Source organism: Planococcus sp. BI3, from assembly GCF_056680115.1.
Window position 1 is genome coordinate 2,245,502 of the sequence record NZ_CM155266.1, and the last position, 24,433, is coordinate 2,269,934.

Annotated in this window: 25 protein-coding genes; 5 read left to right on the forward strand and 20 right to left on the reverse strand. The window is 45.5% G+C overall.

Features of this window, described 5'->3' with window-relative positions; genetic code table 11:
- Positions 1-60: 60 nt before the first annotated feature.
- The 3 genes from AC1MEO_RS11190 to AC1MEO_RS11200 all read right to left on the reverse strand — a co-directional run bounded on the left by AC1MEO_RS11190 (position 61) and on the right by AC1MEO_RS11200 (position 4,345).
- Positions 61-2,679, reverse strand: coding sequence for an MMPL family transporter (locus AC1MEO_RS11190; protein WP_480330409.1), 2,619 nt, complete (start codon positions 2,677-2,679; stop codon positions 61-63).
- A 3-nt stretch (positions 2,680-2,682) separates the two neighbouring features.
- A complete protein-coding gene (locus AC1MEO_RS11195; protein WP_480330411.1) occupies positions 2,683-3,126 on the reverse strand; it encodes a MarR family winged helix-turn-helix transcriptional regulator in 444 nt (147 codons plus the stop codon).
- Positions 3,127-3,262: 136 nt separating this feature from the next.
- A complete protein-coding gene (locus AC1MEO_RS11200) occupies positions 3,263-4,345 on the reverse strand; it encodes an AI-2E family transporter (protein ID WP_480330413.1) in 1,083 nt (360 codons plus the stop codon).
- A gap of 146 nt (positions 4,346-4,491) precedes the next feature.
- On the opposite strand from AC1MEO_RS11200, the gene AC1MEO_RS11205 reads away from it, so the two are divergent.
- Positions 4,492-5,322 (forward strand): undecaprenyl-diphosphate phosphatase, encoded by an 831-nt coding sequence (locus tag AC1MEO_RS11205; protein ID WP_480330415.1) that lies wholly within the window; start codon positions 4,492-4,494, stop codon positions 5,320-5,322.
- A gap of 46 nt (positions 5,323-5,368) precedes the next feature.
- Here AC1MEO_RS11205 and AC1MEO_RS11210 read toward each other — a convergent pair whose 3' ends face one another.
- The 3 genes from AC1MEO_RS11210 to AC1MEO_RS11220 form a co-directional block, all read right to left on the reverse strand.
- Complete coding sequence (locus AC1MEO_RS11210; protein WP_480330417.1) at positions 5,369-6,496, reverse strand: CAP domain-containing protein; 1,128 nt, start codon at positions 6,494-6,496, stop codon at positions 5,369-5,371.
- A 741-nt stretch (positions 6,497-7,237) separates the two neighbouring features.
- Positions 7,238-8,074, reverse strand: a complete 837-nt coding sequence (locus AC1MEO_RS11215; protein WP_480330419.1) for a DUF368 domain-containing protein — start codon at positions 8,072-8,074, stop codon at positions 7,238-7,240.
- A 98-nt stretch (positions 8,075-8,172) separates the two neighbouring features.
- Entirely contained in the window at positions 8,173-9,243 is a 1,071-nt protein-coding gene (locus AC1MEO_RS11220; protein WP_480330421.1) for an NAD(P)H-dependent flavin oxidoreductase, read from the reverse strand.
- Between the two features lie 143 nt (positions 9,244-9,386).
- On the opposite strand from AC1MEO_RS11220, the gene AC1MEO_RS11225 reads away from it, so the two are divergent.
- On the forward strand, positions 9,387-9,647 hold the full coding sequence (locus tag AC1MEO_RS11225; RefSeq protein WP_480330423.1) for a hypothetical protein: 261 nt from the start codon (positions 9,387-9,389) through the stop codon (positions 9,645-9,647).
- 42 nt (positions 9,648-9,689) lie between these two features.
- On the opposite strand, the gene AC1MEO_RS11230 is transcribed toward AC1MEO_RS11225, so the two are convergent.
- Complete coding sequence (locus tag AC1MEO_RS11230; RefSeq protein WP_480330425.1) at positions 9,690-10,538, reverse strand: VOC family protein; 849 nt, start codon at positions 10,536-10,538, stop codon at positions 9,690-9,692.
- A gap of 130 nt (positions 10,539-10,668) precedes the next feature.
- On the opposite strand from AC1MEO_RS11230, the gene AC1MEO_RS11235 reads away from it, so the two are divergent.
- Positions 10,669-10,998, forward strand: a complete 330-nt coding sequence (locus tag AC1MEO_RS11235; RefSeq protein ID WP_480330428.1) for a winged helix-turn-helix transcriptional regulator — start codon at positions 10,669-10,671, stop codon at positions 10,996-10,998.
- A gap of 183 nt (positions 10,999-11,181) precedes the next feature.
- On the opposite strand, the gene AC1MEO_RS11240 is transcribed toward AC1MEO_RS11235, so the two are convergent.
- From AC1MEO_RS11240 to AC1MEO_RS11250, 3 genes are all read right to left on the reverse strand, one after another.
- Positions 11,182-11,943, reverse strand: coding sequence for an STAS domain-containing protein (locus AC1MEO_RS11240; protein ID WP_480330430.1), 762 nt, complete (start codon positions 11,941-11,943; stop codon positions 11,182-11,184).
- 91 nt (positions 11,944-12,034) lie between these two features.
- Positions 12,035-13,666 carry a ribosomal protection-like ABC-F family protein gene (gene abc-f, locus AC1MEO_RS11245; RefSeq protein ID WP_480330432.1) on the reverse strand — a complete coding sequence of 544 codons (1,632 nt, stop codon included), beginning with the start codon at positions 13,664-13,666 and terminating at the stop codon, positions 12,035-12,037.
- Positions 13,667-13,763: 97 nt separating this feature from the next.
- Complete coding sequence (locus tag AC1MEO_RS11250; protein WP_480330434.1) at positions 13,764-13,901, reverse strand: hypothetical protein; 138 nt, start codon at positions 13,899-13,901, stop codon at positions 13,764-13,766.
- A gap of 172 nt (positions 13,902-14,073) precedes the next feature.
- Here AC1MEO_RS11250 and AC1MEO_RS11255 point away from each other — a divergent pair, with 172 nt between their 5' ends.
- On the forward strand, positions 14,074-14,385 hold the full coding sequence (locus AC1MEO_RS11255; protein ID WP_480330436.1) for a hypothetical protein: 312 nt from the start codon (positions 14,074-14,076) through the stop codon (positions 14,383-14,385).
- A 35-nt stretch (positions 14,386-14,420) separates the two neighbouring features.
- Here the strand turns inward: AC1MEO_RS11255 and AC1MEO_RS11260 are convergent, their stop codons facing one another.
- From AC1MEO_RS11260 to AC1MEO_RS11300, 9 genes are all read right to left on the reverse strand, one after another.
- A complete protein-coding gene (locus tag AC1MEO_RS11260; protein WP_480330438.1) occupies positions 14,421-15,362 on the reverse strand; it encodes a magnesium transporter CorA family protein in 942 nt (313 codons plus the stop codon).
- Positions 15,363-15,422: 60 nt separating this feature from the next.
- Positions 15,423-15,590, reverse strand: coding sequence for a hypothetical protein (locus tag AC1MEO_RS11265; protein WP_480330440.1), 168 nt, complete (start codon positions 15,588-15,590; stop codon positions 15,423-15,425).
- A 77-nt stretch (positions 15,591-15,667) separates the two neighbouring features.
- On the reverse strand, positions 15,668-16,081 hold the full coding sequence (locus tag AC1MEO_RS11270) for an NUDIX hydrolase (RefSeq protein WP_480330442.1): 414 nt from the start codon (positions 16,079-16,081) through the stop codon (positions 15,668-15,670).
- A gap of 179 nt (positions 16,082-16,260) precedes the next feature.
- The gene (locus AC1MEO_RS11275; protein WP_480330444.1) at positions 16,261-16,734 is read right to left on the reverse strand and encodes a GNAT family N-acetyltransferase; all 474 of its coding nucleotides are present in this window, start codon (positions 16,732-16,734) and stop codon (positions 16,261-16,263) included.
- A gap of 165 nt (positions 16,735-16,899) precedes the next feature.
- Positions 16,900-17,754: a twin-arginine translocase subunit TatC gene (tatC, locus tag AC1MEO_RS11280; protein WP_480330446.1), complete on the reverse strand. Its 855-nt coding sequence runs from the start codon at positions 17,752-17,754 to the stop codon at positions 16,900-16,902.
- A 10-nt stretch (positions 17,755-17,764) separates the two neighbouring features.
- A complete protein-coding gene (tatA, locus tag AC1MEO_RS11285; RefSeq protein ID WP_480330448.1) occupies positions 17,765-17,989 on the reverse strand; it encodes a twin-arginine translocase TatA/TatE family subunit in 225 nt (74 codons plus the stop codon).
- 90 nt (positions 17,990-18,079) lie between these two features.
- Positions 18,080-19,792 carry a GMC family oxidoreductase gene (locus tag AC1MEO_RS11290; protein ID WP_480330450.1) on the reverse strand — a complete coding sequence of 571 codons (1,713 nt, stop codon included), beginning with the start codon at positions 19,790-19,792 and terminating at the stop codon, positions 18,080-18,082.
- 19 nt (positions 19,793-19,811) lie between these two features.
- Positions 19,812-20,564 (reverse strand): gluconate 2-dehydrogenase subunit 3 family protein, encoded by a 753-nt coding sequence (locus AC1MEO_RS11295; RefSeq protein WP_480330452.1) that lies wholly within the window; start codon positions 20,562-20,564, stop codon positions 19,812-19,814.
- A gap of 216 nt (positions 20,565-20,780) precedes the next feature.
- The gene (locus AC1MEO_RS11300) at positions 20,781-21,593 is read right to left on the reverse strand and encodes a 3D domain-containing protein (RefSeq protein WP_480336085.1); all 813 of its coding nucleotides are present in this window, start codon (positions 21,591-21,593) and stop codon (positions 20,781-20,783) included.
- Between the two features lie 256 nt (positions 21,594-21,849).
- Between AC1MEO_RS11300 and AC1MEO_RS11305 the strand changes: the two genes are divergently transcribed.
- Positions 21,850-23,349 carry a BCCT family transporter gene (locus AC1MEO_RS11305; RefSeq protein WP_480330454.1) on the forward strand — a complete coding sequence of 500 codons (1,500 nt, stop codon included), beginning with the start codon at positions 21,850-21,852 and terminating at the stop codon, positions 23,347-23,349.
- A 43-nt stretch (positions 23,350-23,392) separates the two neighbouring features.
- Here the strand turns inward: AC1MEO_RS11305 and AC1MEO_RS11310 are convergent, their stop codons facing one another.
- Positions 23,393-24,379, reverse strand: coding sequence for an NAD(P)/FAD-dependent oxidoreductase (locus AC1MEO_RS11310; RefSeq protein ID WP_480330456.1), 987 nt, complete (start codon positions 24,377-24,379; stop codon positions 23,393-23,395).
- Between the last annotated feature and the right edge of the window lie 54 nt (positions 24,380-24,433).

Genomic DNA, 24,433 nt, shown 5'->3' on the forward strand with positions numbered 1-24,433 from the left:
GCAATCCTACATCCATAGAAAAAAGCTGCGCGAACGCAGCTCTTGCTAGCTATAATCATTTTATTTTTTCTTGCCGAACGGCCACCAGACACCGCGGTCGAAGGATACTGAAATTGCCGGTATCAATAATGGCAGGACAATCAGTCCGTACAGCAGCAATCCGGTGATGACGATAGTCGCGATCTGCACCAGGCTCAAGACGCCCGAAGGCATCATCGCACCAAATGTGCCTGCCAGAATGATGGCTGCCGTGATGATGACAGTTCCCATCTTCGCCATCGACGTACGCATGGCATCACGAACACTGATGCCATTGAAGGATTCTTCGCGGAACCGGTCGAGCAGGAAGATCGAATAGTCGACTCCCAGTGCCACCAACATGACGAAGCCGAAGAACGGCACTGCCCAGCTGATGCCATCATAGCCGAGGCCATTGACAAAGATCAATTCCGCAATGGAAATCGATGTATAATACGTCAGCAACAACGATCCGATCATGTATAGCGGCATGATCAATGAACGGAATAGAAGTGCCAGGACGACAAACAAACTGATCAGCATGATGATCACTGTACTTGCAAAGTCACTGGAAGATACTTCTTCTAAGTCACTGTTGATGCTGGAAATTCCGCTGAAGGCAATTTCTGCGCTTTCAAGCGGCGTTCCTGCTGCAGTACGTTCTACTGTTTCTTTGATTTCAGTGGTAATATCGATGGCTTCAGGAGAATACGGATCTTCTGACAAAATCACTTCCATCTTCATTCCTGTACCGTCTGCAAAAGAATAACGGTCCAATACCTGTTCAAAGTCTTCGCTTTCCAGCGTTCCTTGCGGAATGAACAAGCCTGTGTCACGTACAGCTTGGCTATCGCTCATTGCCTGCATCATATCGACAGCTTCCGTCAAACCGGTCTGAATTTCGGCCAGACCGTCATTTGAAGCACCGACGCCAGCTGCCAATTGCGTCAATCCGGCACTAAGTTCTGCCGTCTGGCCAGCTGCTCCAGCCAAGCCCTGCTGGATTTCCGTCAAGCCGCCACTGATTTGCGCCAAAGCACCGACAGTTTGCGGGATGTTCCCTGTTTGCTGCAAGCCTTGCGAAACCTGCCCCAGTTGCTGATTGATCTGCCCAAGCCCTGCTGCAGCTTCGTTCAGCCCTCCGGCATTGCCAGCCTGTTCGCCAATGGCAGTTAAGTTGGTCTGGACTTCCGTAAGCCCCGCTTGTACTTCGCCAAGTCCATCACGGGCTTCTCCAAGTCCATCTGCCATCAGGCCAAGCTGTTCATCTACGTAAAGTTCTTCGATTATATCGCCAGTCGGACGAGTAATCGACCGGACAGTCTCAACGCCCTCGATTTTTTCAATCTCCGCACTTAATGATTCGAAATAAGGAACAGTTGACCGATCTATTAAGGAATCATCTGATTTGACGATTACCTGAACGGGCAGTGAATCTCCTTTTCCAAAGCCTTCTTCGATCGCACGCAGGCCTTTCACCGATTCATACTCTGAACCAATTTCATCCACCGTGTTAAAGGATAAGGAATTATCGTACGTAAAGAGCAATGGAACCGTGATCACAGCCACCACCAACATCGACAGTAATGGTCTGTTGATCGACAGTTTGCTCATATTGATCCATAATTTGCTGTCTTTATGGGAAGCTGATTTTTTCGCTGGCCAGAATAATTTTTCCTTCAATAAAGACATGAAGAATGGCACGATCGTATAAAGGACCAGCAGCAGGACAAATATTCCGACCGCTACCGCTACTGCCGATTTGAAAATCGGAAATTCAGCAAAGCCGATGGCGAAGAATCCGATAAACACGGCTATCCCGCTGATCAGCAACGTTCTTCCTGCTGTTTTATAGGTATTGACAATCGATTGTTCCACGCCGTGTCCAGCCGATAATTCTTCTTTATAGCGGCTCAACAGCAGGATGCAATAATCCGTTCCAATTCCGAACAGAATTGCCACCAGGAATATCTGTGTATAGTTGGAAACCGGGAATCCAAACCAGTCGATGAAAAATGCCACGATCGATTGGCTCAATAAATAAGAGATTCCAACTGCAACAAGCGGAATGAACGGCGTCACAATCGAACGGAACACAGCCAGCAATAACCCAAAAATCAAAATGACTGTAATGATTTCTGTACGCTTCAAACCTTCCTGTGCACTGATGTTCACATCGTTGCTGATGATGGCTTCTCCTGTAACATAGGCAGTCAAATCTTCCGGAATGATAGTTTCTCTGATTGTCTCAGCGACGGCATTCACTTCTTCATTTGTGCCATCAACCGTAATCGGCATCAACACCGTTTGGCGATCCTCCGAAATCAGTTGGTCTTCCAACTCTTTACTTTCAACGGGATTTAACACACTCGTCACTGGATCACCCAATGCTTCGATATCCGCTGCCATCTGTTCGAGCGTTCCCCGCATGGACTCCGTCATTTCACTTTCTAAAGGTATGACAAGAGAAATAGTTTGTTCTGCGGCATCCGCATCCGTCAAAATTTTTGAAGCGATTTGCGAAGAAGCTTCATCAGACAACTGGAACGAGCCTGCCTCTTCTGCCTGTTCTGTTAAATTAGGGGCCAGCAAAAATAACACGACCGTCAATACGATCAAGCCGATGGCAATCGGCCATTTAAATTTCAATACGCTATGCATGTATTACACTCCATCCATTTTTATAATCGTTTTCAGCTTCCGGAAAATCGTCAGAAATTGGTCTATTTCTTCATCCGCGATATTTTCAGACATCAGTTTTCCGATATAATCTGTCAACACCTTTTCCAGTTCCACCAAAATAGCCTGCCCCTTATCGGTGAGTTCCAGCATTTTTTCCCGGCGGTCTGTTGTTTCCACAACCCGGATCACTTCTTTTTGGAGCAATTTTTTTATCCGGCTGGAAATCGCACTTTTATGTACTGCCTGCAGAACCGCAAGCCTTGCTGAAGTAATCTGCTTTTCTTTGCCGATCAGCTTCAGCATCTGAATTTGTTCAGGTGAATACTCTTTCCATAAAGGATGGTCGACCGATTTAATCACCCGCTCTGTACCATAAATCATCACGTCTTGAAAAAGATCCACTGCTTCTTTTATGCGTTTATCCAAAGTAGTTTACCCCCTAAACCAATATTTATAGTTTAGGGGGTAAACCTTCCCAGGTCAAGAGAGAGGGTTTTTTAAAAGAAAAAACCTGTGAACAAAGTTCACAGGTTGATTCCCCCATACGGATTGAAGGTTTGTTTTATTCGATTTCGCGCGTCGCCGTGTCACGGATTTCACTGCGCCGTGCATAGATATTTTTCGCGATGGTCTTTATAACCGCGTAGACGGGAATCGCCAAAATGATCCCCCATAAACCGGCAATATTTCCCGCAGCAAGTATCAGGGTAATGACGGTAAGCGGATGAACATCGAGTGATTTGCCCATAACGTTAGGAGTGATGAAATTGCTTTCAATCTGCTGTGCAACAAGCATGATGATGGCTACATATACCGCCATGATCGGATCCTGCACAAGTGCGATGATAATTGCCGGAATGACTGCAATGTAAGGCCCCAAAAACGGGATGACGTTGGTTGCCATACCGATTAATGCCAGTAGTAGAGCGTACTCCAGACCGATGATCAAATAACCGATCAGCAGCATGATCCCTACAAGGAAACTGACAAACAACTGCCCTTGGATATACGCCTGCAGTGTGTCATCAATATCGTGCAGTGTTTTGCGGATCCATCCTTTGCGTTCTCCGGAAAAGAAACCGGAAACGAACGGAACAAACTTCTTGTGGTCGACCAATAGGTAAACCAGGAAAAATGGCACTAACACCAAAGTGATGACACCCGAAACAAAGCTGGTGATAAACGACAGCACCCAGCCTCCGACATCGCCGAGCCGTTCACCAATTTGGCCGCTCATGTCATTCAATTGCTCTTCAACTGAATCTGGAAGCCGATCACGCTGGTCGAATATGTATTGTCCGTATTCTTCCACACCCTCTATTATTTCAGGTGCATTATCTACCAATGCATTGATTTGATCCGTAACGATCGGTCCGATCATGACATAGAACAAATAGAATACCAAGAGAATCGCCAGCAGGACGGTAAGAACCGCAGACCATTTCGGGAATTTTTTCTTCAACAGAAAGTTCAGGATTGGCCTCGTCAGGTAGAACAAGACGCCTCCCAACAACAAGGGAACAAAAATAGTGCCTGCAATAATGAATAAGGGATCAAAAATTCCTTGTACTTCGATAAATAATCGAATGATGACTAAAGCCAGGATAATTCCTACTCCCACTTGAAACCAAAGCTTGTTCGTCAAGTACGTCACTTCCTTTCTTTTCAATAGTATACCCAGTTTACCACGAAAATATGGTATTATAATTTTTATGTTGTTTTGAGTTTTCCACACGGAAAGACCTTACTGACAGCTAAAATAAGTGAACGAGCAATGGAGGATTTATTCTAATGGACCAATTATGGCTTACTATCAAATTTCTGCTTCTCGGCCTTTTCCAGGGTCTCACAGAACCGATTCCCATCTCTTCAAGCGGCCACCTGCTGATCGCTCAATATTTTCTGGATGTCCAAATTGAAGGAAGCGTTTCTACCTTTGCCCTACTGGTCAACAGTGCATCGCTGATTGCTGTTTTGATCATTTATCGCGATGACATCCGACGCCTTGTCATTAACGGCCTGAAATACTTTACTGTGAAAAATGCTGAAACAAAACGGGATTTCATGTTTGTTGTCTACTTAGTAGTGGCGACAATCCCCGCTGCAGTCATCGGCGTTTTGTTCCAGGACGCAATAGATGATAACCTTTCGACCATAGTAACGGTAGGCTTGACCCTTATCGTGACAGGCTTTGGCCTTTGGTGGATCCGCAATATGCGCGGACAGCGAAAAGATGGCAATATGACGATGAAAGACGCCATCATTATCGGTGGTGCCCAGGCCGTTGCACTTATTCCAGGAATCAGCCGAAGCGGCGCTACAATCGTGGCTGCGATGGCAAGAGGCATCAACCAGGAAACGGCCTTGCGCTTTTCTTTCCTGTTGTTCATCCCGATCAGCCTGGGTGGCGCTGTCCTCAGCATCACGGATATCGTCAATGATGACAACCTGGCTTCTATGGCTGTCCCTTACCTGATGGCGTTCCTAGGTTCTCTTGTCGCTTCTTACTTCTCGTTAAAATGGTTCATGAACATCATGGCAAAAGGCCAATTAAAGTATTTTGCCATTTACTGCTTTATTGTCGGGCCGCTCGTAGTTTTGGCTTGGCTGGTATTAAATTAATAAAAAGAGACGGACCTTCAATGAAAATTGAAGGTCCGTCTCTTTTTTATCGATTAAAGAAATTTGCCGTATAATACGGCTGATTCTCTGAATTGAATGCAGTGCCTACACCTAAAAATCCGAATTCGGGTTTGACGATATTTTCGCGATGGCCCATCGAATTCATTAGGCCTTCGTGAGCAAAAATGCTGCTGTACTGCCCGTATGCCAGATTTTCACCAGCAACATAAAACGCAATGCCATCTTCATTCATCCGGTCAAACGGGGATTCTCCCGCCAGATTGGTATGGCTGAAATATTGATTTTCCGCCATATCTTCGCTGTGCTTTCGGGCTGTTAGTTTTGTTTGTTCGTCCCACTTCAATAGGGGAAGATCACGCTGAATACGCGCTGAATTGGTCAATTCGAAAAGCAGATACTCATAACCTTCCTTTAACTCTTCGTTCGGATCTGCGTATATCTCAGCGCGTTCTTCCTCCAAATCCTCATGGATCACCTGCACAGCTGTCACAGTATCCTCTTCGTGGATATCATAAAAAATAGTCGTATACGTATTATCGATTTTAAAAACATCATATTCTTCACGTGTATCGAGTATATATTGCACATTTCCTTTTTGAAGACTTTTCAGTGGAACGCCAAGCAAGGAACGGACCTCGGATTTCGCAGAGTCCATCGTAATGCCTTCTGTCGAGGAAATCAAATTCTGATTGGTAAACATCCCATTCACTTTTCCATCCTTGTCATAGGATAACAATACATAGTTTTGGTAATCCTGATGGTAGCTATGCCAATCAATGCCGTACTCATTGCGCATCAAACGCAGCGGCATCCCTACTTTCTCCTGAGCTTCGTCTTTGTCCATGCCAAGCGTCACATTGTGGACCGCAAACAAGGAATCTGTTTCAACCAGTTCCGGTTTCGCCACAGCCGCCGGCAGTTCAATCGAGTTGGATGCAATCAAAGACTGCAATTGTGCACCAACACGCGTAGTGAAGTTTCGAGCTCCATCCATAACTTCGGACACTCCAGGATCTTCGGTGATGTCCTCAATTGTGCGATCGACTGAATCCAAAAAACCTAAATCGACATATTCACCAACCGGTTCCTCCCAAATCGGGCGCGCAAAAAAAACGGCCAGCAACAAAACCAACAACCAAAACAGTTTCCGCACACACATCACCTCTTACCCTACAGTTTAATCGCAAACGCATCATCCATAAAGCAAAAAGCCTTTGTACAAGAAAAGCGGAGGCAGCCGTGTAGATTCGACGGGCATAAGACGCGCTGGCGAAGCGGCATGTCTCCAGCCGCACAGTCAGAGTGGCTTATGACCCAAGAATCTGGCTGCCGAAGCTGGACAATCTGAAAAGCGGAAACGGCCGTTCAGCTCCGAAAGGCATAAGACGATCTGACGAAGCGGCGTCCTTTGCCGCATAGTCAGAGTGGCTTATGACCCGAGGAGCTGGCCGTTGCAGCTGGACAATATAGAAAAGCGGAGGCGCCCGTGTAGCTCTGACGGGCATAAGACAGACCGGCGAAGCGGCGGGCTTTGCCGCATAGCTGGGTTGGCTTATGACCCAAAGAGCTGGGCGCCCGAGCTGGACAATAAGAAAAGCGGAGGCAGCCGTGTAGATTCGACGGGCATAAGACGCGCTGGCGAAGCGGCATGTCTCCAGCCGCACAGTCAGAGTGGCTTATGACCCAAGAATCTGGCTGCCGGAGCTGGACACCGAAAAGCGGAGGCAGCCGTCTAGCCGCGACAAGCGCTGGAAGCCTTGCCGGTAATGGCGCTGGCAAGGCTGAAGCTAACCTAGTAACGCGGCTTCCTGTCGCAACGGTTAGCTGATCCGCATCCTGCGGACCTTCGACACATGAAAAAGCGATACCATCCAAGTGATGGCACCGCCTTTACTTAATTATATTCTTCTGTAATAGCTGTCTTTTTAGGAGAACTGAAAAGCAGCGTAAATGCCAGACCCAGCGCGAACGTCACCAAGCTCGTGATGAGCGTGGCTGAATCGGCTGAAAATCCAGGGAATACCACAAATAGGGACCCTAAAATCAAGCCGATAATTGCTGCGTACGTTACATACGTAAAGTGTTCCAATAGGTACTGGATCGCTTTGCTGCTGACAATAAACCCAACGATAACACCGGCACCAATAGCCAGGGCAACCGGAATGTTCAAAGTGGATAAGGCATTGATGGCTGTCGAATAGACGCCCAATAACAACAGGATGAACGAACCGCTGATTCCCGGCAATAACATCGCCATACTGGCCAACCAGCCAGAGAAGAACAGCAAAAAGAAAATTGGTAATGTAAGTGATGTAATCGGCGCCAAATCTTCTTCTGTCGGAATAAAGGCTGTAACTGCCAACGCTGCTCCAATAACCACCAAAATAATCAAATGGCGTGCTGTGAAGTTCTTTTTGACTTCCGCCTGTTTCATGATGTACGGAATAACGCCGATGATCAGCCCCATGAAGAAAAACTGAGTCGCTTCGTAATGCTGTTCCAATAAATACTCAATGACCCGGCTGAATAACAGCAGGGTCATGACGATGCCTATGCCAAGCGGCACTAAAAATCCAAGATATTTTTTCCAGTCACGGCTGAAAAATCCGCTGATGGATTCCAATAAACGATCATAAATCCCTAAAATAAACGCAATCGTGCCCCCGCTTACTCCCGGGATCAAGTCACTGATTCCCATCAGGATACCACGGTATATATTCTTCCATTCCATTCGCCTAATCTCCTCGTCTTAAAATCACTTTCATTAGTATAGCATGTGCGAAATGGAAACTCGAGCCTGACATTCAGCATTTTATCCGGTGGACAGAACTAGTTTACGATCCCCTTTGCCTCTTCTATAATTGTCCTTACTATTCGGGCTGCGCCCATTTCCTCAGTCAGGCTGCGTGTCGATTGACCTGCCCATAACGACATGAACTCTGGATTATTGGATTTTGCGGCAGCTGCACGAATATCTTTGGTGATCGTGTTTTGGGAAGGAAATGGCAAAGGCTCCACGCCGCTCTTCTCAAATTCCCGAATAAAGCGATTTTTGATGCCGCGTGCCGGACGTCCGGAAAAGCTTTTGGTCACTACCGTGCTTTCCTCGTCGCTTTCAAATATTGCCTGCTTATAGGCAGCATGCGCGCCAGACTCTTTGGCGCCGACAAAACGTGTCCCGATTTGGACGCCTTGTGCACCAAGGACTAGGGAAGCCGCCAGACCCCGCCCATCTGTAATGCCGCCTGCGGCAATGACCGGAATGTTGATGGCATCCACTGTCTGCGGTACCAATGCCATCGTCCCAATCTGGGCGCCTGACGGATGGTTATCGAGGGAAAACGTGCTGCGGTGCCCTCCCGCTTCACTCCCTTGAGCTACCACACCATCTGCGCCGGAAGCTTCCGCCTGCTTTGCTTCCGCCACCGTTGTAACCATAACGATGACTTTTGTCTGTTGCTCTTTAGCTGCTTTCATCTGCCCTGCCGATAAACAGCCGAAAGCTGTGCTGATAACCGGTACGCCTTCTTCAATACAAATCGCGAACTGCTCTTCGCTCCAATCCGGTGATTGATAGGAAGACTGGATTTCCTGAATCTCCAATTGTGAACGAAAAGGATTTAATGCATTTTGCACTTCTGCTAAACGGCTAAAATCATCTTTTACCGGAGCCGCAAAAATATTGACCCCAAACGGTTTTTGGGTTTTTGACTGAATTTCTTTAATGGCTTTCCTCAATGCATCCGGCGCCATATAAGCAGCCCCCAATGTTCCAAGCGCGCCTGCATTGCTGACTTCAACAACCAGCTCGACTGTCGTCGGCCCTCCCGCCATGCCCGCCTGGATGAGCGGATATTCAATTTTAAGTAATTGACAGATTCCTGTTTGCAATGAAATCATGACTAGTCCTCCTGTCTTCAATTTGCTTGAATTTTGCTGTTGCTTTCAGTATCCAGTAAACGGTAATATACAGCAATAGGGAACTTTTCTGCAGAGCGCATCGTTCTGTTTTAATAAGCAAATATGAGAAGGCGGGATTTACTATGAAGGGATTCCTTTCACTTTTGGGCATCACTTTAATTGTTGGAGCATTTGGATTAATCCTCTTATCTTTTTACGGCAACCCTTTAGAAAAAGCGATCAGCCAAGAAAGAATGTACGCATATATCGAAACACGCCAGAACGACCTTCCGGAAATACCGGAACAAAATCAAGTGACGGCAGAAATTCCTGCACAGGCCGCCTTTACAACTACCGCGTTCACTGCAATGGATAACAGCTGTGACAGAACCTCGCTGGAATGACAAAAGCCGACTCGAATGATGAGTCGGCTTTTGTCATTCTTATTAAACAAGCAGGCGGATCGCATTTCCTGATGGGTCTTTAACTTCCCAATAGTTGTCATGTTCTACGATTTCAGTGCCAAGTGATTGGAGCTTCTTAGCCAACTCATTGCGCTTATTTTCTTCCATGATCAATGTGTAGTAATGCAAGCCTGCTTCTTTCTCAGGCAATGCCGGAATACCAGTGCCATTCCAGACGTTCATCCCAATATGGTGATGGTACTTCTGGTCAGCTAAGAATAGGGCCTGACCTCCCAGACTTGAAACAACTTCAAAGCCAAGTCCCTCCACATAGAAATCTCTTGCTTCCACTAAGTTTGAAACATGCAGGTGGATATGCCCCATTACAGTAGCAGCAGGCATTCCTTTCCACGATTCCGAAGATTTTTGTGCCGCTTCCACTAACCCCTGCGCATCAATTGGATCAACTGTCATTGAAACTTCATCATTGCTCCAGTTCCATTGCTCTGGTTCACGATCACGATAAATTTCAATGCCATTGCCTTCCGGATCTGATAGATACAAGGCTTCACTGACCAAATGATCCGAAGAGCCCAATTGGATCCCCTTCTGATGAAGATGGACCAGGATCTTCCCTAAATCTTCTCTCGTCGGCAATAGAATCGCAAAATGATACAGACCTGCGTAGCGGCCTTGTTTTGGCAGGATTCCTTCAATCACTTCCAGCTTTAACAGGACTTTTCCGCCTGAGCCCAACTCCACTGAATTTTGTTCTTCTGAAATAATGTCGAAACCAATTATCTCCTGATAAAATTGTTTCATTTTTTTAATATCCATTACTTTTAATCCTACTTCGCCTACATAAGTGACAGGCTTCTTGTGAAAGTTCATTTAAATTCCTCTTTTCATTAAGTTACTTTATGTAACCAATTATATTTATAAAACAAAGATATGTCAAGTAACTTAATTTCTTTAAAATAGTTAGTATATATGCTATTATAATAGAAAAGGAGTGAGGAGCATGGATACTTCCGTTATTTGCCCCCGTTTTGAGACAGCGATTTCCCTTCTCAGCCAACGCTGGACCGGACTAATCATTTATCAATTATTATCGGGACCCCAACGCTTCAGCCATTTAACTGAAGTGATCGGCATCAGCGGCCGTCTATTGTCTGAACGCCTCAAAAATTTGGAGGCACAAGGGCTGGTTACACGGACCGTCTATCCCGAAACCCCTGTCCGGATTGAATATGCATTGACCGAGAAAGGCCTTTCCTTAAAACCAGTTATGGACGAAATCCAAAATTGGTCACAGGTATGGGTAGAACCAACTGAAACACAAAAAGCGTAAGCGCCCGTGTAGAACCGACAGGCTTAAGGCAGTTTGCCGCATAGCCGGGATGGCTTATGACCCAAAGAGCTGGGCGCTGGAGCCTGGACAACAAGAAAAGCATAGACTGCCCTACAAGTTACTGGAATCATAATTCCCTAAAACAAATAAGAGCTTATCCAATTTACTGGATAAGCTCTTATTTTATTTCGCCTGCAATTGTATGATGTATTTCAATCCTTCATGGGCTGTACTGAATATCGGAGTCTTGTTGTCCAGCTGTACAATTGACATAGCCAACTTTGGGCTGATGCCTACAAGAATGCACGTGGCACCGATTAGATTCAATGTATCTGTCATCATTTGGATTTGATACCGGATCTGGTTTTCAAATTCCTTGATGCCGCTTAGGTCGATCAGGACAAATTCGATTTTCTTCTCGGAACATTCCATCAAAACCGTCGCAATCAATTGATCTGTCCGGCTTCTGTCAAATTCGCCGATCAAAGGCAATGCAATTGTTTTTTCCCATACATTCAAGATGGGGATCGACAATTCCTTGATCAATTGTGCACTTCTCTTTTGTTCTTCGGCTTGCATTGTGACATCCATCAGCATGACGATGTACCCTTCAGGTTCATCTCCATTGCCCATGATTGGGGTTATCACTATGTCGGTCATCACTTGGTTACGGATTGTTATGCGTGTGCGGTGGACTCCCGTCAAGTTCTCCATGACCCGCTTCTGATGCTGGGGATTTTCATGAAACGCATCCATACTCATCCCGATCATTGTTTCACAGTCGGACATGCCGTACAAAGGAGCAATTTCGCCCATCAATCGGCAGGCTTCGGTATTCATCCATCTAATGGTATAGGAACTGTCGGCAATAATGATGGTCTCCCCAATGACATCCAGGGCATTAAGCAAGAATATATTTTCAGGAATCTTTCCTATGGCTGGCATGCGTTTCCACCTTATCCTCTGATTTTTCACTGACTCGTGTTTATACATTATGCCACAGCAGAACAAGGATTTGCCATTCTTTCAAAAAAAATTATTTTACAGATATTACAACTTTTTCACGGGCAGCAGAATAGTTTCCTTCAAGTCGTTCGACCGTTTCGTTTCTCAGCCAATAGGTGACCGGAAACAGTTTATCCAGAAAATAGCGGTCATGGGACACAGCGATAATTGTTCCGGGAAATTCACTCAAGGCTTCTTCCATCACTTCTTTTGCCTCCAGATCGAGGTGGTTGGTCGGCTCGTCCAATATCAACAGATTGTGGTTTTGGTGCATTAATTGAGCCAGGCGAAGCCTCATCCGTTCGCCGCCACTGAGCTGCCGAACCGGCTGAAAAACCATATTTCCGAAAAACAGAAACTTTGCGAGCATCGGGCGTGCATCGTATTCGGAAACGGCTACAGCATCGCGGAATTCCTCAATAATGCTTCTGCCATTGTTCATTTCTAAAGTATGCTGGGAAAGATAACCGATGGATAAGCCGCTGCCAAGCTTCACTCTTCCTGCATCAGCCCCCACTTTTCCCATCAGCATATTGAGCAGTGTGGTTTTTCCTGTGCCATTGGCCCCTACAATCGCTGCACGTTCTCCATAACGGATATGCGCCGAGACATCATGGAACAAAATCCGCTCCCCAAATCCTTTCCAGACGCTGTCCAGGACGATCACGTCTTTGCCGCTGCGTCCATCTATTTTGAAATCCAGAGCCATCTGCTTTTTTGTCACTATCGGACGATCGAGAATGTCGATGCGGTGCAATGCCTTTTCCATGCTTTTTGCCTGCCGATGCATTCCCGCGTTCGGCGGATTGGCCCTGTTTGCCCATTCCTTCAACCGCTTAATGGTTTCCTTCATCTTTTGAATTTTCTTCTGCTGATCCTGGTATTGCTGGAATTCAATCAGCAGCCGCGTTTCCCGTTCTTTGACATAGCTCGTGTAATTTCCGGCATACTGGATCAAATCCCCTTGGTCCAACTCCCAAATATGGGTAACTGTTTCATCCAGAAAATAGCGGTCATGCGAAACAAGGACAATCGTTCCTTTGTAGTGGCTGATAAATGTGCCCAACCATTCGATCGCCTCCAGATCCAAATGATTTGTCGGTTCATCCAACAGCAGCAAATCCGGCTTCTGCAAAAGCAATTTTGCCAGCCCGATCTTTGTTTTTTCCCCACCACTCAAATGTCCCCATTGCTCAAATTTCAATTGCTTGATCTTCAATCCGTTCAGCACTTGATCGATCTTCACATCAATGTCATAACCGCCGCGCTGAATAAAATCATCCTGCAATATGCCGTAGCGCAGCAGCAGGGGCTCCATCTCCTCTGGAGAAGCAGTTTCCATTTGCCGTTCCATCCTTGTCAAATCGTGTTGGAGTAGAGTCAATTCCGAAAAAACTGCGACCAGCAATTGCTCAACAGTTTGTTGTTCCTGTTCATCAGGCGACTGTTCAAGCAACCCGATGCTGCAGTCTTTTTTCCAGGTCACATTCCCTTCCGTTGGCTGCAGGGTTCCAGCCAATACGTTCAATAAGGTGGTTTTCCCTTCTCCGTTTCTTCCGACAAGGCCGATACGCTGGCCCTGCATCACTTCCCCTTTTATTTGGTTGAATAATTTTTGGTTGGCAAAATGGCATAGTATTTGTTGAAATTGGCTAATGATCATGACTCTCTTCCTTCCTGATGAAGAGACGCATGCACAGCAAAAAAGGCACGCCAGGAGGCATGCCTTTGCTTAAAATCCGTTTGCAGGCAGATGTCTCTTACTGGTAATTTTCACTCGATGCAGTTGGCTGAAAAAGGACAGACTTCTCCCGTCCAGTCGCTGCAGTGAAAGTAACGCCATGAAGAATGTAGAGATATTCCTGACACTCTGTCATGCGCTTACCAGTTTGATTCATCTTACCCACCTCCTTCTTATATTTCTTCTATCATACATTCCCAGCTGTTTTCAGTCAATATTTTGACTGAATATTCTTTTTTATATTCTTCTATGCTTAAAAATAGGTATAAATTCCTTAGAATCGGGAAACAATAAAGTAACAGCATTTCAGCGGAAAGGGGGATCAGAAAATGTCCATGTATTCCAAGTTGGCTTTTGATAACGACACCCGAAAAGTAGAGAAAGCGTTAAAAAAGTACGAAGACAAAAAGACCGAGGCATTGGTTCTGCTTGCGGAAATAGACATGCTTGAAAAAATGGAAGATGTCCAGGACGCGGAGCTATGGAGACGGCAATCGATGAAGGAAAAGCTAGTAGCAGTGGAACGCCAGCGCAGAGACTTAAAGGAAATCATCACAAACTATGTGGAAAAATATGGAGAGCAGGACCTGCATCGCTATACGGAACTGCTGCAGGAACTTGAAAAAGACAAAGCAAAGTAGACAAAAGCAGGAATCCCAAGGATTCCTGCTTTTGTCTACTCATTTTCAGAATTTTTCCTGCCGATGGACTGCAGAATGTCACCCATCCATCCTTTTCGCTTCAAATAGATATAAAGTATAAACGTCGATCCGATAATTATCCCTAAAGCTCCAGCATAGCCAAACTGCCATTTCAATTCAGGCATTTTTTCGAAATTCATGCCCCAAAGAGCTCCCCAGGCCATGATGGGTGTGAACAATGTAGTCAAGACTGTCAGGGTTTTCATGATTTCATTGCCTCGGTAATTGGCTACTACGTTTTCTATATCGACCATATTATTGACTTCATCTTCATATGAATTGACGAGCATGACACACCGGCCAATGCGAACAGCCGTCCGTTGATATTCCACTTCCTCTGTCACGCTTTTTCCGAAGGTCTCCTCAATTGCCATTTTAATTTCCTGAAACCCCATAATCAAATGCTTCCATAAAAGAATCTCGTGGCGGACATTTTCGATTTCCCCCAAAGTCTTCTTGTTGTTCTTTTCTTTGATCGCCCATAGCAAATCGTGCAGACGTTCTTCAAAACTGTCTATTTTATGTAGGATGGAAGCCACCATTTCTCCAAGAATAATCATCATTACTTCTATAGAAGAATTGGCACCTTCCATTTGGCGCAGAATTTCTTCCTTCTCCAGATCTGCATCTGTTTCGAAATCAATCTTGTTGGTGACAAAGACCTCATGGGACAAATAAAAATGAAAGACTTGGCGGGACTCTTCAGATTTTGCACTTTGTTTGTAGATCAAGGAACCCCACAGCGATTCTTTGCCGCGTTCACTGGTATGCGTATGCAGAATATTTACAGCCGGGTTCTTTGATTTGTCGATCCAATTCTTCATCTTTTCATTTTTAGGAAGGAATTTACGGAAGTTATAATCCTCAACGCCTTCCTCTTCATACCAAATAGCGTGTCTGAAAGCATATTGCGGCATTGCCCTATCCCCTTTCAACAAGTTGCTGCGATGCAAAAAGCAAGCCAATACCTGGCTTGCTTACTCTTTTTGCTCAGTATTGTCTCTGTATTTTTCGTTCGAGTTTTCTTCATACTCCAAATCTCTATTCGGCATGGGATCCATTTCCTTTTCAGGCGGCATATTGCGGCGCGGCTCTACTTCTGGAATCAGCTTTTCGCCTTCTTTGCTTTCACGGTCTTTCTTCATCCAAAACACCTCCTTGGATTGTTGTTATTACCGTAATTACCCGTTTTTTTCTCTTTATAATCCACTGATCGTTTTGGCTATTGAATGGCTAGTGACTTGATCAGTTCGGCATCTTCCGGATACACCAGCTCTAATTCATCAAGTTCAGAAATCAGCTTCCAAGCCACATCAGCAATCCATTCATCCCCATCATGCAGAACAATTTCGCCGCCAGTCATTTCTACCTTGAAATAAGTTACCTCGAAAGATACTGCAGAGTCTTCATACTCCCCAGCTCTGGTGTTCAGCTTCTCGAGGATGCGAACTGTCAATCCGGTTTCGTCAAAGAACTCCCGTGTGCAGCATTGTTCCACTGTTTCGCTGCCTTCAACACCACCTGCTGGCACCGTCCACTTCTTTTGTTCGCCCGGAGCGCCCTGCAATACCAATAATACCTCGTTCTTTTCATTTACGCAGACGCCTGCTGCGCCTTTCCAGTTCGACATTTCCATAAAATCTCTCCCATAGCCTATTTTCGATGTAAGCAGCTGCTTCTGTTTTTCCAGAACCGTCAAAATGCCAACTCTTTTTATTTACGTTACCACAGATTCCAGTAAACCGGGGACGGCTTCTGCAAATAATTCAGGGCAAGACAAAACGGCTTGCTTCAGCAAGCCGTTTCCAATGGGCCTTACTCAGCCTTTTTCCGCTGTTGTTTTTCTAAAACGATGCCATGAGTAGCATCCGGCAGACCGAGGTCTCCTGAAAAACCATTTGCCCTGTAAAAGGCATCCGCTGCGGACGAGTCTGTCCGGACAACCAGTTCATGAAAATGCCCTTGTGCATCTTTCAGAATTTGCTGCAATAATTTGGTGCCGATCCCCTGTCTGCGGGCACTGGCAGAAATATAGAATCTCCGAAGCCTGCCGACACCTTCTTTAGTGGAATACGGATCGCGGTTCAAGCCGCCAATCGCCACCAGATGATCCTGATGGTCCCACACTCCGTAAAGGACTTCGCCTGTTTTATTGAACGTATTGCTGCCATCTTCATACTGATCTACAAGCCTTCTTAAAAAACGATAGCCTTCTGCTTCACTTTCTTCCACCAGTTTTGATACATCCACTTGTTTTAGGTCTGAGATTTCTCTAATTTCTACTGTCATGTCGCATCCTCCTCATTATGGATAACCACTTTCCACTTACGGATTTTTAGACAATCACCTGCTCTTTCAGTGTATAGCAGTTAAGATGTGATTGCCAATAAATATCAGAATTTTCTTTCAACAAATAAAACAAGAAAAGCTACAATTTTCTGCAGCTTTTCTTGTTTATAAAACGGTATCTTCAATTGTCGATTTTCTTTCTTCCGTTTTCTTGATAATGAAGATGCTGGCTTCATAAAGACCTGCCATTGGAATAAGCACCAGCAATTGACTCAGGAAATCCGGCGGGGTAATCAGTGCTGAAACGATCGCCAGTACAAGATATGACCATTTCCTGACCTTTTTCATTGAAACTGAAGTCAAAACCCCGATAGAAGATAAAAACAAAGCAATGATCGGCATCTCAAAAAGCAATCCGAGTGGAACGGTTGTCATGATCAGAAAATGGATGTATTCATTTGCTGAAATCATGACATCAAAGTTCGCCATCCCCATCCCGATCAGGAATTGAAAGCTGAGCGGATTGACGATAAAGTAGCCAAATGCAATTCCTAAGACAAAAAGTACAAGCATGACCGGAGAATAGAGGCCCAGAAAACGCGCCTCCCTTTCCTCAAGGCCTGGTTTTACAAATTGCCAAATAAAATGAATGAGAAATGGCAGGGATAAGCCTAATGCCAAAGTCGCTGAAATGGAAGTATAAAACTTGATGACTTCTAAAGGACCTAAAATAACCAGATTATTGCCCTTAACAATATAAGGAAACCAAAAATTTAAAGTTGAAAAGACAAGCAGGAGAAAGAATAGGAAAACAATTGCACTTTTAATCAGCTGTTTCCGCAATTCCCCTAAATGGTCAACTAATGTTTCCACTTGCCCCGTTGGCTCTTCCGCTGGTGGTTCCGGTTCTTTAACAGGAGGCTCCGGTATTTTTTCCAGATCATTTTCCGCAGGCTTTTCAGGCTGTGCCGCTTTTTTACGCAACGGGCTTGTTAAGTTTCTGTCTCCATACGGATCCATTTAACCACCTTCATAGCTTCTCAGATTTTTTAAGGTCTTTATCTTCGATGGTTTCTTTTTTCACTGTTTCCTCGTCATCGTCATCCATTAAGCCTTTGGTCGACCGTTTGAATTCAGAGAATGTTTTCCCAACTGCCCCGCCGATCTCCGGCAGTTTTTTCGGTCCAAAAATTATTAAGACAATCACCAAGATAATGATCAGTCCCGGCACACCAATTGAAGCTAATCCACCCATATGATTTTCCTCCTTTTTCACGCTTTACCGGTCAGTACCGCACCCGCTTTCACAAGCGGCAGATCCACTGACCATAAAAGTCCGATTGGATCAAACAAGTGATCCGCCTTCACGGCTGTAGCGAATAATCCCTTCAGCACAACGGTAAGCAAGAGCGCCGACAGTGCCAGTCGGATTGTAGCCGCCATTATGGGCAAAGTTACCCGCGCCTATGACGAACAGGTTTTCAGCATCCCAATGCTGCAGGAAATTGTTGACGACACTGGTCCCTGGGTCCGCCCCCATAATGGTTCCACCTGTATTGTGCGTAGTCTGATAGGGTACGATGTCATAATCTGAAATGGGGTTGCCTGCTACCACTGTTTTCGCGCCCATTTCCTGCATGATTTCTCCTGCTCTTTCCGTTAAATAGCTGTGGAGCGCACGGTCCTGATCTGTAAAGTTGTAGGTCAGCTGCAGCAACGGAACACCGTAAATGTCTTTGTAAGTGCCATCGAGCGACATGAAGTTCTCTCTATGCGGCATGGATGCTCCCTGGCCGCCGACACTTAAAGTTCTTGTAAAGTTTTCAATGGAAGCACGCTTAAAATCCGCGCCCCAAGAAGGTGTATCCGGCGGAATCGGATTATGGAGAATCGGCCGGGACCCGGTTTGAGTCATGGATAAACTGGCACCGTGGATGAAATCCAGATCCCCATGGTCAAAAGAGTCTCCATTAAAGTCATCAACAGTCATACCAAGAGCTCCAGCACCCATGAAGGTGTTCATCTGTTCATCAAAAAAGCCGGATGCTCCAGGCAGAATCTGATAGGCATAGTTTTTGCCGAGCGTTCCCTGCCCTGTTTCCGGATCGTACTGCTGGCCAATTTCCGACACCATCAACAACTTGGCATTATTTAAGACATAACTTGTCAGCACAACAACATTCGCCGGCTGAATGAATTCCTCAAAAGTCTCTGTATCGTAATAGCGGACGCCTGTAACGCGATCGCCTTCTTTCATCACTTCTACGACATTGGCATTAAACCTGATTTCGTAATTCCCTGTTTCTCTAGCAGCCGGAACTACAGTGATTTCAGGAGAGGTTTTCGCTCCGTACTCGCAGCCAAAGCGTTCACAGAATCCGCAATATTGGCACGCATTGATTTGCTGGCCATCCGGATTTTCATAGGCTTCAGACAAGTTGGCTGATGGCATCATGAAAGGCGACAGCCCCAAGTTGGATGCTGCAGTTTCAAAACGCTGTAAAAGCGGCGTTTTCTTCATAGGAGGAGTTGGGTACGGACTTGAACGTTGGCCCCAGAACGGGTTATTATCTTCTCCCGAAATGCCAGCCGTCTTCTCAAAACGGTCAAAGTAAGGCTCCAATTCATCGTAGGTGATTCCCCAGTCCTGAATGGTATATTCAGCCGGAAGTTTATTGGCTCCGTATTTTTGATCCGTCATGGTCTTGATTTGGAAATCATACGGAAGAAAGCGCCAGTTCTGGCCGTTCCAGTGCGTTCCCGATCCACCTAATCCTTCACCCAATAGGAAAGATCCCATTTGGCGCATCGGCAATGCACGCTGCTGCCGATTATTGCGGAAAGTTATCGTTTCCCTTGATAAATCCTGCATCAATTCATAGCGGACAGCGTAGCGGTATTCATCATGCACAATACTGAAATCTTCCGTCCCCCGTTCACGGCCGCGCTCCAGCCCCACTACTTTAAGCCCTTCTTTCGTGCATTCAGCGGCAATAATTCCACCCGTCCATCCTACGCCTACCGTCACCACATCAACGCTGTCTAATGTCGTCACCATATATGTTCCCCCTTTTCAATTAATGCTCCATACCCAGAGATTGAGGTTCGATTTCTACAAAGTCTTCGCTGTCAATTTCATTGATATAGGCAGTTTGATGGCCTGGGAATCCTTTCATCCGCCATCCTTCCATGTTGTGGTTGCCTCCATAAATCGGATCTGCATAAGCGCCTTCAAGTGTCGCCTGCCTTAAGAGACGGAAAAAGAACAGCGAAGTGGTGCCTCTCATCTGGATTTCATCTTCCTGGAAAGCTGTCAGGATTTCATCCATCTGTCCACCTTCCAAATCTACAAAGTTTGCATTGAATCGACTTTGGGCTTCCTGCTGCATCAGTTGGATGCCTTGGCGGAACATCTCATTTCTTTTTAAGCGGCTTTGATAGCCTTGCGTAATCGCCCCTTCAAAAAAAGGGCCCTGCATATATTCTTTGGAATTTTCCCCGTAGCTGCCGGACAGCTGCTGATCGATAAAATAAGCTACTCCCAAACCAATAGCTCCCGGACCTAAATCATCTTCCGGAAAAATCCGTTCTGTGGCCTGGTTCAGAATTTCAAATTCTGCATTATTTTTAAAGAAGACCAATCCCCGGACTCCACCGGCAGACCCCATTGATTCCTGAGGGGTTCCTGGAGCAGTTGATGCTGTATCCTGCTGATTGGTATTGGCACCAATCAACCCTCCAATAATTCCGCCGCCAATCAGTGCACCCGTGGCAATTCCTGAAGTTTTCAAAAAATCCCTTCGAGAAAAACTCTTGTCTTTTTTCGCCATCGTGCGAGCCCCCTTTATTTAAGTGAATGGAATTCTGAATATTCAATACAATACCCCTTTATCTCCTTTTTATTCGTATTTTTGAAGAAATTTATGGCAATCAATTTTTAAACGGAAAAAGGCGGTTTCTGAAAAATTTCAGAAACCGCCTTTATTTGATTGTTTCAAAAAAAAAAGCCAAGGGGATGAACACCTCGGCTTTGTAGCATAGTGAAATTAGTTTAACACTTTGATTGTTACATCTTTACGGCCAAATTCTAAAGCCGCTCCCTGTGATGGAATGAAAAGATCGATTTTATTGCCTTTGATTGCGCCGCCAGTATCGCCAGCGATTGCTTCTCCGTAACCTTCGACCCAAACTTTAGAGCCAAGTGGAATTACTGAAGGATCAACTGCGATTACTTTTTGGTTTGGATTTGAACGAAGGTCAATTCCAGTTGCTGTCGTTCCTGAGCATCCTGCACAATAAGCTGTATAAGCTGTTGCAGATACAGTCATCGTTTTACCAGACTGAGTAGACGCTGCTGCAGGAGCTTTTTCTGCAGGAGCACTTGCTGGTGCTGGTGCTTTTGCCGGTGCTGCTGATTTTGCTGGTGCTGCTGGCGCTGCTGCAGTTTTAGCTGGTGCTTTTTCAGCCACTGCCGTGCCGCCTTTAACTGTTAATGTGTCACCTGGGTAAATCATATAACCCGAAATGCCGTTCCAGCTCATTAAGCTGTCTAATGCAATTCCATGTGCGCTAGCGATTTCTGCTAATGTATCGCCTGATTTTACTGTATATGTTGAGTTGTCTGCTTTAGTTTCTGATGTTGCTTGCCCATCGACTTTAAGTTCCTGGCTCGGCAAGATCAAATCTGAGGATAGGCTGTTCCATCCTTTTAAGCTTTCCACTGATACGTTCTTATCTTGTGAAATTTCCCAAAGAGTGTCACCTGATTGGACTGTATACGATGATGAAGCACTAGCTGACGTTGCTGCTCCCACACTTAAAGCTGCGATAGCAGTTAGTGTAACGATTTGCTTTTTCATAAATTGAAATTCCTCCTTTTCACTAACAGAAATGATCATAACACCTCGACATTTCAGGAACATGACAGAACGTCAGATAGAACATAACAATTTCATGACACAGAATGAAATATTGTTACACTCTGTAATAAATCTGATAATGGATGCTTGAGCTCTTTTTAAGGTCTGGAGGAAGTTGCGTATAAATCGTTTACTTCTTGGAAGTTAGGGAATATTAGAATGTTATTTAAGGAATGTTGAAAGGGGGGAAAGTTACGTGAAAAATGTCACTGCAGTTTTTTGGATTTCATTAATGATTTGTTCTGGCCTGGTAGCTTGGGGGCTGGTTTCACCGGAAAACTTCCAGTCACAAACCGGTGCATTGACTTCAACGATTTCCAGCACTTTTGGCTGGTATTATCTTCTGACCGTTTTCCTGATTCTTATATTCTGTGTGTACTTGATTTTCTCCAGATTTGCTAACTTGAAACTAGGGAAACCCGGAGACAAGCCAGAGTTTTCACTTCCATCATGGTTTGCGATGCTATTCAGTGCCGGAATGGGGATGGGACTGGTTTTCTGGACAACCGCCGAACCAATATCGCATGCCTACATTAGCGCTCCGAAGTCTGAATTGGGATCCAACCAGGCGATTCAGGAGGCTATGCAATTTTCTTTTTTTCATTGGGGATTGCACGCATGGGCTGTTTATGGAATCGTCGCCCTGGTGCTGGCTTATTTCAAATTCCATAATGATGCACCTGGATTGATCAGCGCCACGCTGATTCCTTTGTTCGGCAAAAAACTAATGGCCGGACCTTTAGGCAAGCTGATTGATACCCTCGCTGTCTTCGCCACCGTCATCGGGGTTGCCTCGACACTAGGATTCGGATCTGCCCAACTGAATGAAGGCATGTCCTTTATTTTTGGAACGCCCAATACATTTGCATTCCAAATGCTTATTCTTGCTGTGGCAACGGTCCTTTTCATCGGATCTGCCTGGTCGGGCATTGGGCGCGGCATCAAGTATTTGAGCAATATCAATATGGTTCTTGCATTTGTCCTGCTTCTGCTCCTAGTCATTGTCGGACCTACACTTTATATTTTCAATTCGTTCGCCGATGCTATCGGCGGGTATATGACCAACTTCTTTTCCATGAGCTTTAACCTGGAACCGATCAACGAAGAACGTCGTGCCTGGGTCGACGGCTGGACGGTATTTTACTGGGCCTGGTGGATTTCGTGGGCACCGTTTGTCGGCATCTTCATCGCCCGCATTTCCCGGGGACGGACAGTCAAAGAGTTTATGCTCGGCGTATTGCTGGTCCCTTCCCTGGTGTGCTTCATCTTTTTTGCGGTATTCGGCGTTTCCGCATTAAACCTTGAGCAAAACAATATTGCTAAAATTTCAGAATACAGTCTTGAGACTGCTACATTTGGCGTTCTGCAGTATTATCCACTTGGAACTTTATTATCCATTATCACTTTGTTCGTTATTGCCATCTTTTTCATCACTTCTGCCGATTCGGCAACATTTGTCCTTGGCATGCAGACTACAGGCGGCATGCTGAATCCGCCGAATCTGGTAAAGATCACTTGGGGCCTTATCCAATCAGCCGTTGCTGCCATCGTCATTTATACAGGTGGCACACAAGGATTGCAGAATGCCCTGATTATTGCAGCTCTGCCTTTTTCAGTTGTCATCATCTTGATGGGTGTTTCATTCCTGAAGGCAGCTTCTCTCGATCCGTTGGTCAAAAAGAATAGAAGACAGTAAAAAAGATCCGCCACATTTTCATGTGGCGGATCTTTTTCGAGATTTATTTAAACACGCTGGTACTGTGCAATGGCTGAACTTTAGATTTCGGATCCAAATAGGACTTGGCGTTATTGATGGCTGTCGGAGCTTCACCGAAGCCTACAGCAATCAGCTTGACTTTGCCTTCGTATGTGGCAATGTCGCCTGCTGCGTAAATGCCAGGAATGCTGGTTTCCATCTTAGAGTTGACGATTACCGAGTTTTTATCCATCTCAAGGCCCCATTCTTTAATGGCACCCAACGAAGTGATATTGCCGTAGTTGACGATGACATGGTCGACGTCAAGGCGTTCTTCATTGCCTTCTTTATCAATCAGCACAAGCTCGCTGACCTGGCCATTTTCGCCGACCAGCTCTTTAATGCCGTATGGCTTTTTCACTTCCACTTTCGACTCCATCAAGACATCGATATTGGCTTCGTGGGCAGTCATCTTGTCTCTGCGATGGCTCAATGTTACATGGGCTGCCACATTTTCAAGCATCATCGCCCAGTCAACGGCTGAATCGCCGCCGCCTAAAACGACAACTTTCTTATCGCTGAAAACAGCCAGGTCTTTCACGCCGTAATGAAGCGTCTTGCCTTCGAAAACCTCACAACCGTCGACTGCAAGTTTACGCGGCTGAAATGCACCGACACCCGCCGTCAGCAGGATGGCCTTCGTGTAATGCAGACCTTTGTCAGTCTGAATCACAAAATGGTCATCATGGCGCTCGGCAGCTGTTACGGTTTCTTCCAGGCAAATTTCAGGATCGCCGTATTTCGCTTGCTCTACGAGATTATCCACCAGGTCTTTAGCCAATATTTTTGGAAACCCACCTACATCATAAATGAATTTATCCGGATACAGTTCAGTCAACTGGCCGCCGAGCTGCGGCAAGCTGTCCAAAATCTTCACTTTCATTTTGCGCATACCGCCGTAAAAGGAAGCAAACAGGCCAGTTGGCCCGCCGCCAATAATTGTAATATCAAAAACTTCGCGTTCTTCCATTTATAACACTCCTAATCTAATCAATATCTATATCCTATCATATTTACCCCAGAT

Bases quoted from the DNA above. Each gene is read 5' to 3' on its own strand.
- AC1MEO_RS11275 (WP_480330444.1), bottom strand. From the start codon at position 16,734: ATGACAGTAGAAATTAGAGAAATCTCAGACCTAAAACAAGTGGATGTA.
- abc-f (WP_480330432.1), bottom strand. From the start codon at position 13,666: ATGATCATTAGCCAATTTCAACAAATACTATGCCATTTTGCCAACCAA.
- AC1MEO_RS11295 (WP_480330452.1), bottom strand. From the start codon at position 20,564: ATGGCGAAAAAAGACAAGAGTTTTTCTCGAAGGGATTTTTTGAAAACT.
- AC1MEO_RS11225 (WP_480330423.1), top strand. From the start codon at position 9,387: ATGAAGGGATTCCTTTCACTTTTGGGCATCACTTTAATTGTTGGAGCA.
- AC1MEO_RS11290 (WP_480330450.1), bottom strand. From the start codon at position 19,792: ATGGTGACGACATTAGACAGCGTTGATGTGGTGACGGTAGGCGTAGGA.
- AC1MEO_RS11240 (WP_480330430.1), bottom strand. From the start codon at position 11,943: ATGCCAGCCATAGGAAAGATTCCTGAAAATATATTCTTGCTTAATGCC.
- AC1MEO_RS11235 (WP_480330428.1), top strand. From the start codon at position 10,669: ATGGATACTTCCGTTATTTGCCCCCGTTTTGAGACAGCGATTTCCCTT.
- AC1MEO_RS11300 (WP_480336085.1), bottom strand. From the start codon at position 21,593: ATGAAAAAGCAAATCGTTACACTAACTGCTATCGCAGCTTTAAGTGTG.
- AC1MEO_RS11260 (WP_480330438.1), bottom strand. From the start codon at position 15,362: ATGCCGCAATATGCTTTCAGACACGCTATTTGGTATGAAGAGGAAGGC.
- AC1MEO_RS11310 (WP_480330456.1), bottom strand. From the start codon at position 24,379: ATGGAAGAACGCGAAGTTTTTGATATTACAATTATTGGCGGCGGGCCA.
- AC1MEO_RS11205 (WP_480330415.1), top strand. From the start codon at position 4,492: ATGGACCAATTATGGCTTACTATCAAATTTCTGCTTCTCGGCCTTTTC.
- AC1MEO_RS11190 (WP_480330409.1), bottom strand. From the start codon at position 2,679: ATGCATAGCGTATTGAAATTTAAATGGCCGATTGCCATCGGCTTGATC.
- AC1MEO_RS11255 (WP_480330436.1), top strand. From the start codon at position 14,074: ATGTCCATGTATTCCAAGTTGGCTTTTGATAACGACACCCGAAAAGTA.
- tatC (WP_480330446.1), bottom strand. From the start codon at position 17,754: ATGGATCCGTATGGAGACAGAAACTTAACAAGCCCGTTGCGTAAAAAA.
- AC1MEO_RS11220 (WP_480330421.1), bottom strand. From the start codon at position 9,243: ATGATTTCATTGCAAACAGGAATCTGTCAATTACTTAAAATTGAATAT.
- AC1MEO_RS11265 (WP_480330440.1), bottom strand. From the start codon at position 15,590: ATGAAGAAAGACCGTGAAAGCAAAGAAGGCGAAAAGCTGATTCCAGAA.
- AC1MEO_RS11230 (WP_480330425.1), bottom strand. From the start codon at position 10,538: ATGAACTTTCACAAGAAGCCTGTCACTTATGTAGGCGAAGTAGGATTA.
- tatA (WP_480330448.1), bottom strand. From the start codon at position 17,989: ATGGGTGGATTAGCTTCAATTGGTGTGCCGGGACTGATCATTATCTTG.
- AC1MEO_RS11270 (WP_480330442.1), bottom strand. From the start codon at position 16,081: ATGGAAATGTCGAACTGGAAAGGCGCAGCAGGCGTCTGCGTAAATGAA.
- AC1MEO_RS11215 (WP_480330419.1), bottom strand. From the start codon at position 8,074: ATGGAATGGAAGAATATATACCGTGGTATCCTGATGGGAATCAGTGAC.
- AC1MEO_RS11250 (WP_480330434.1), bottom strand. From the start codon at position 13,901: ATGAATCAAACTGGTAAGCGCATGACAGAGTGTCAGGAATATCTCTAC.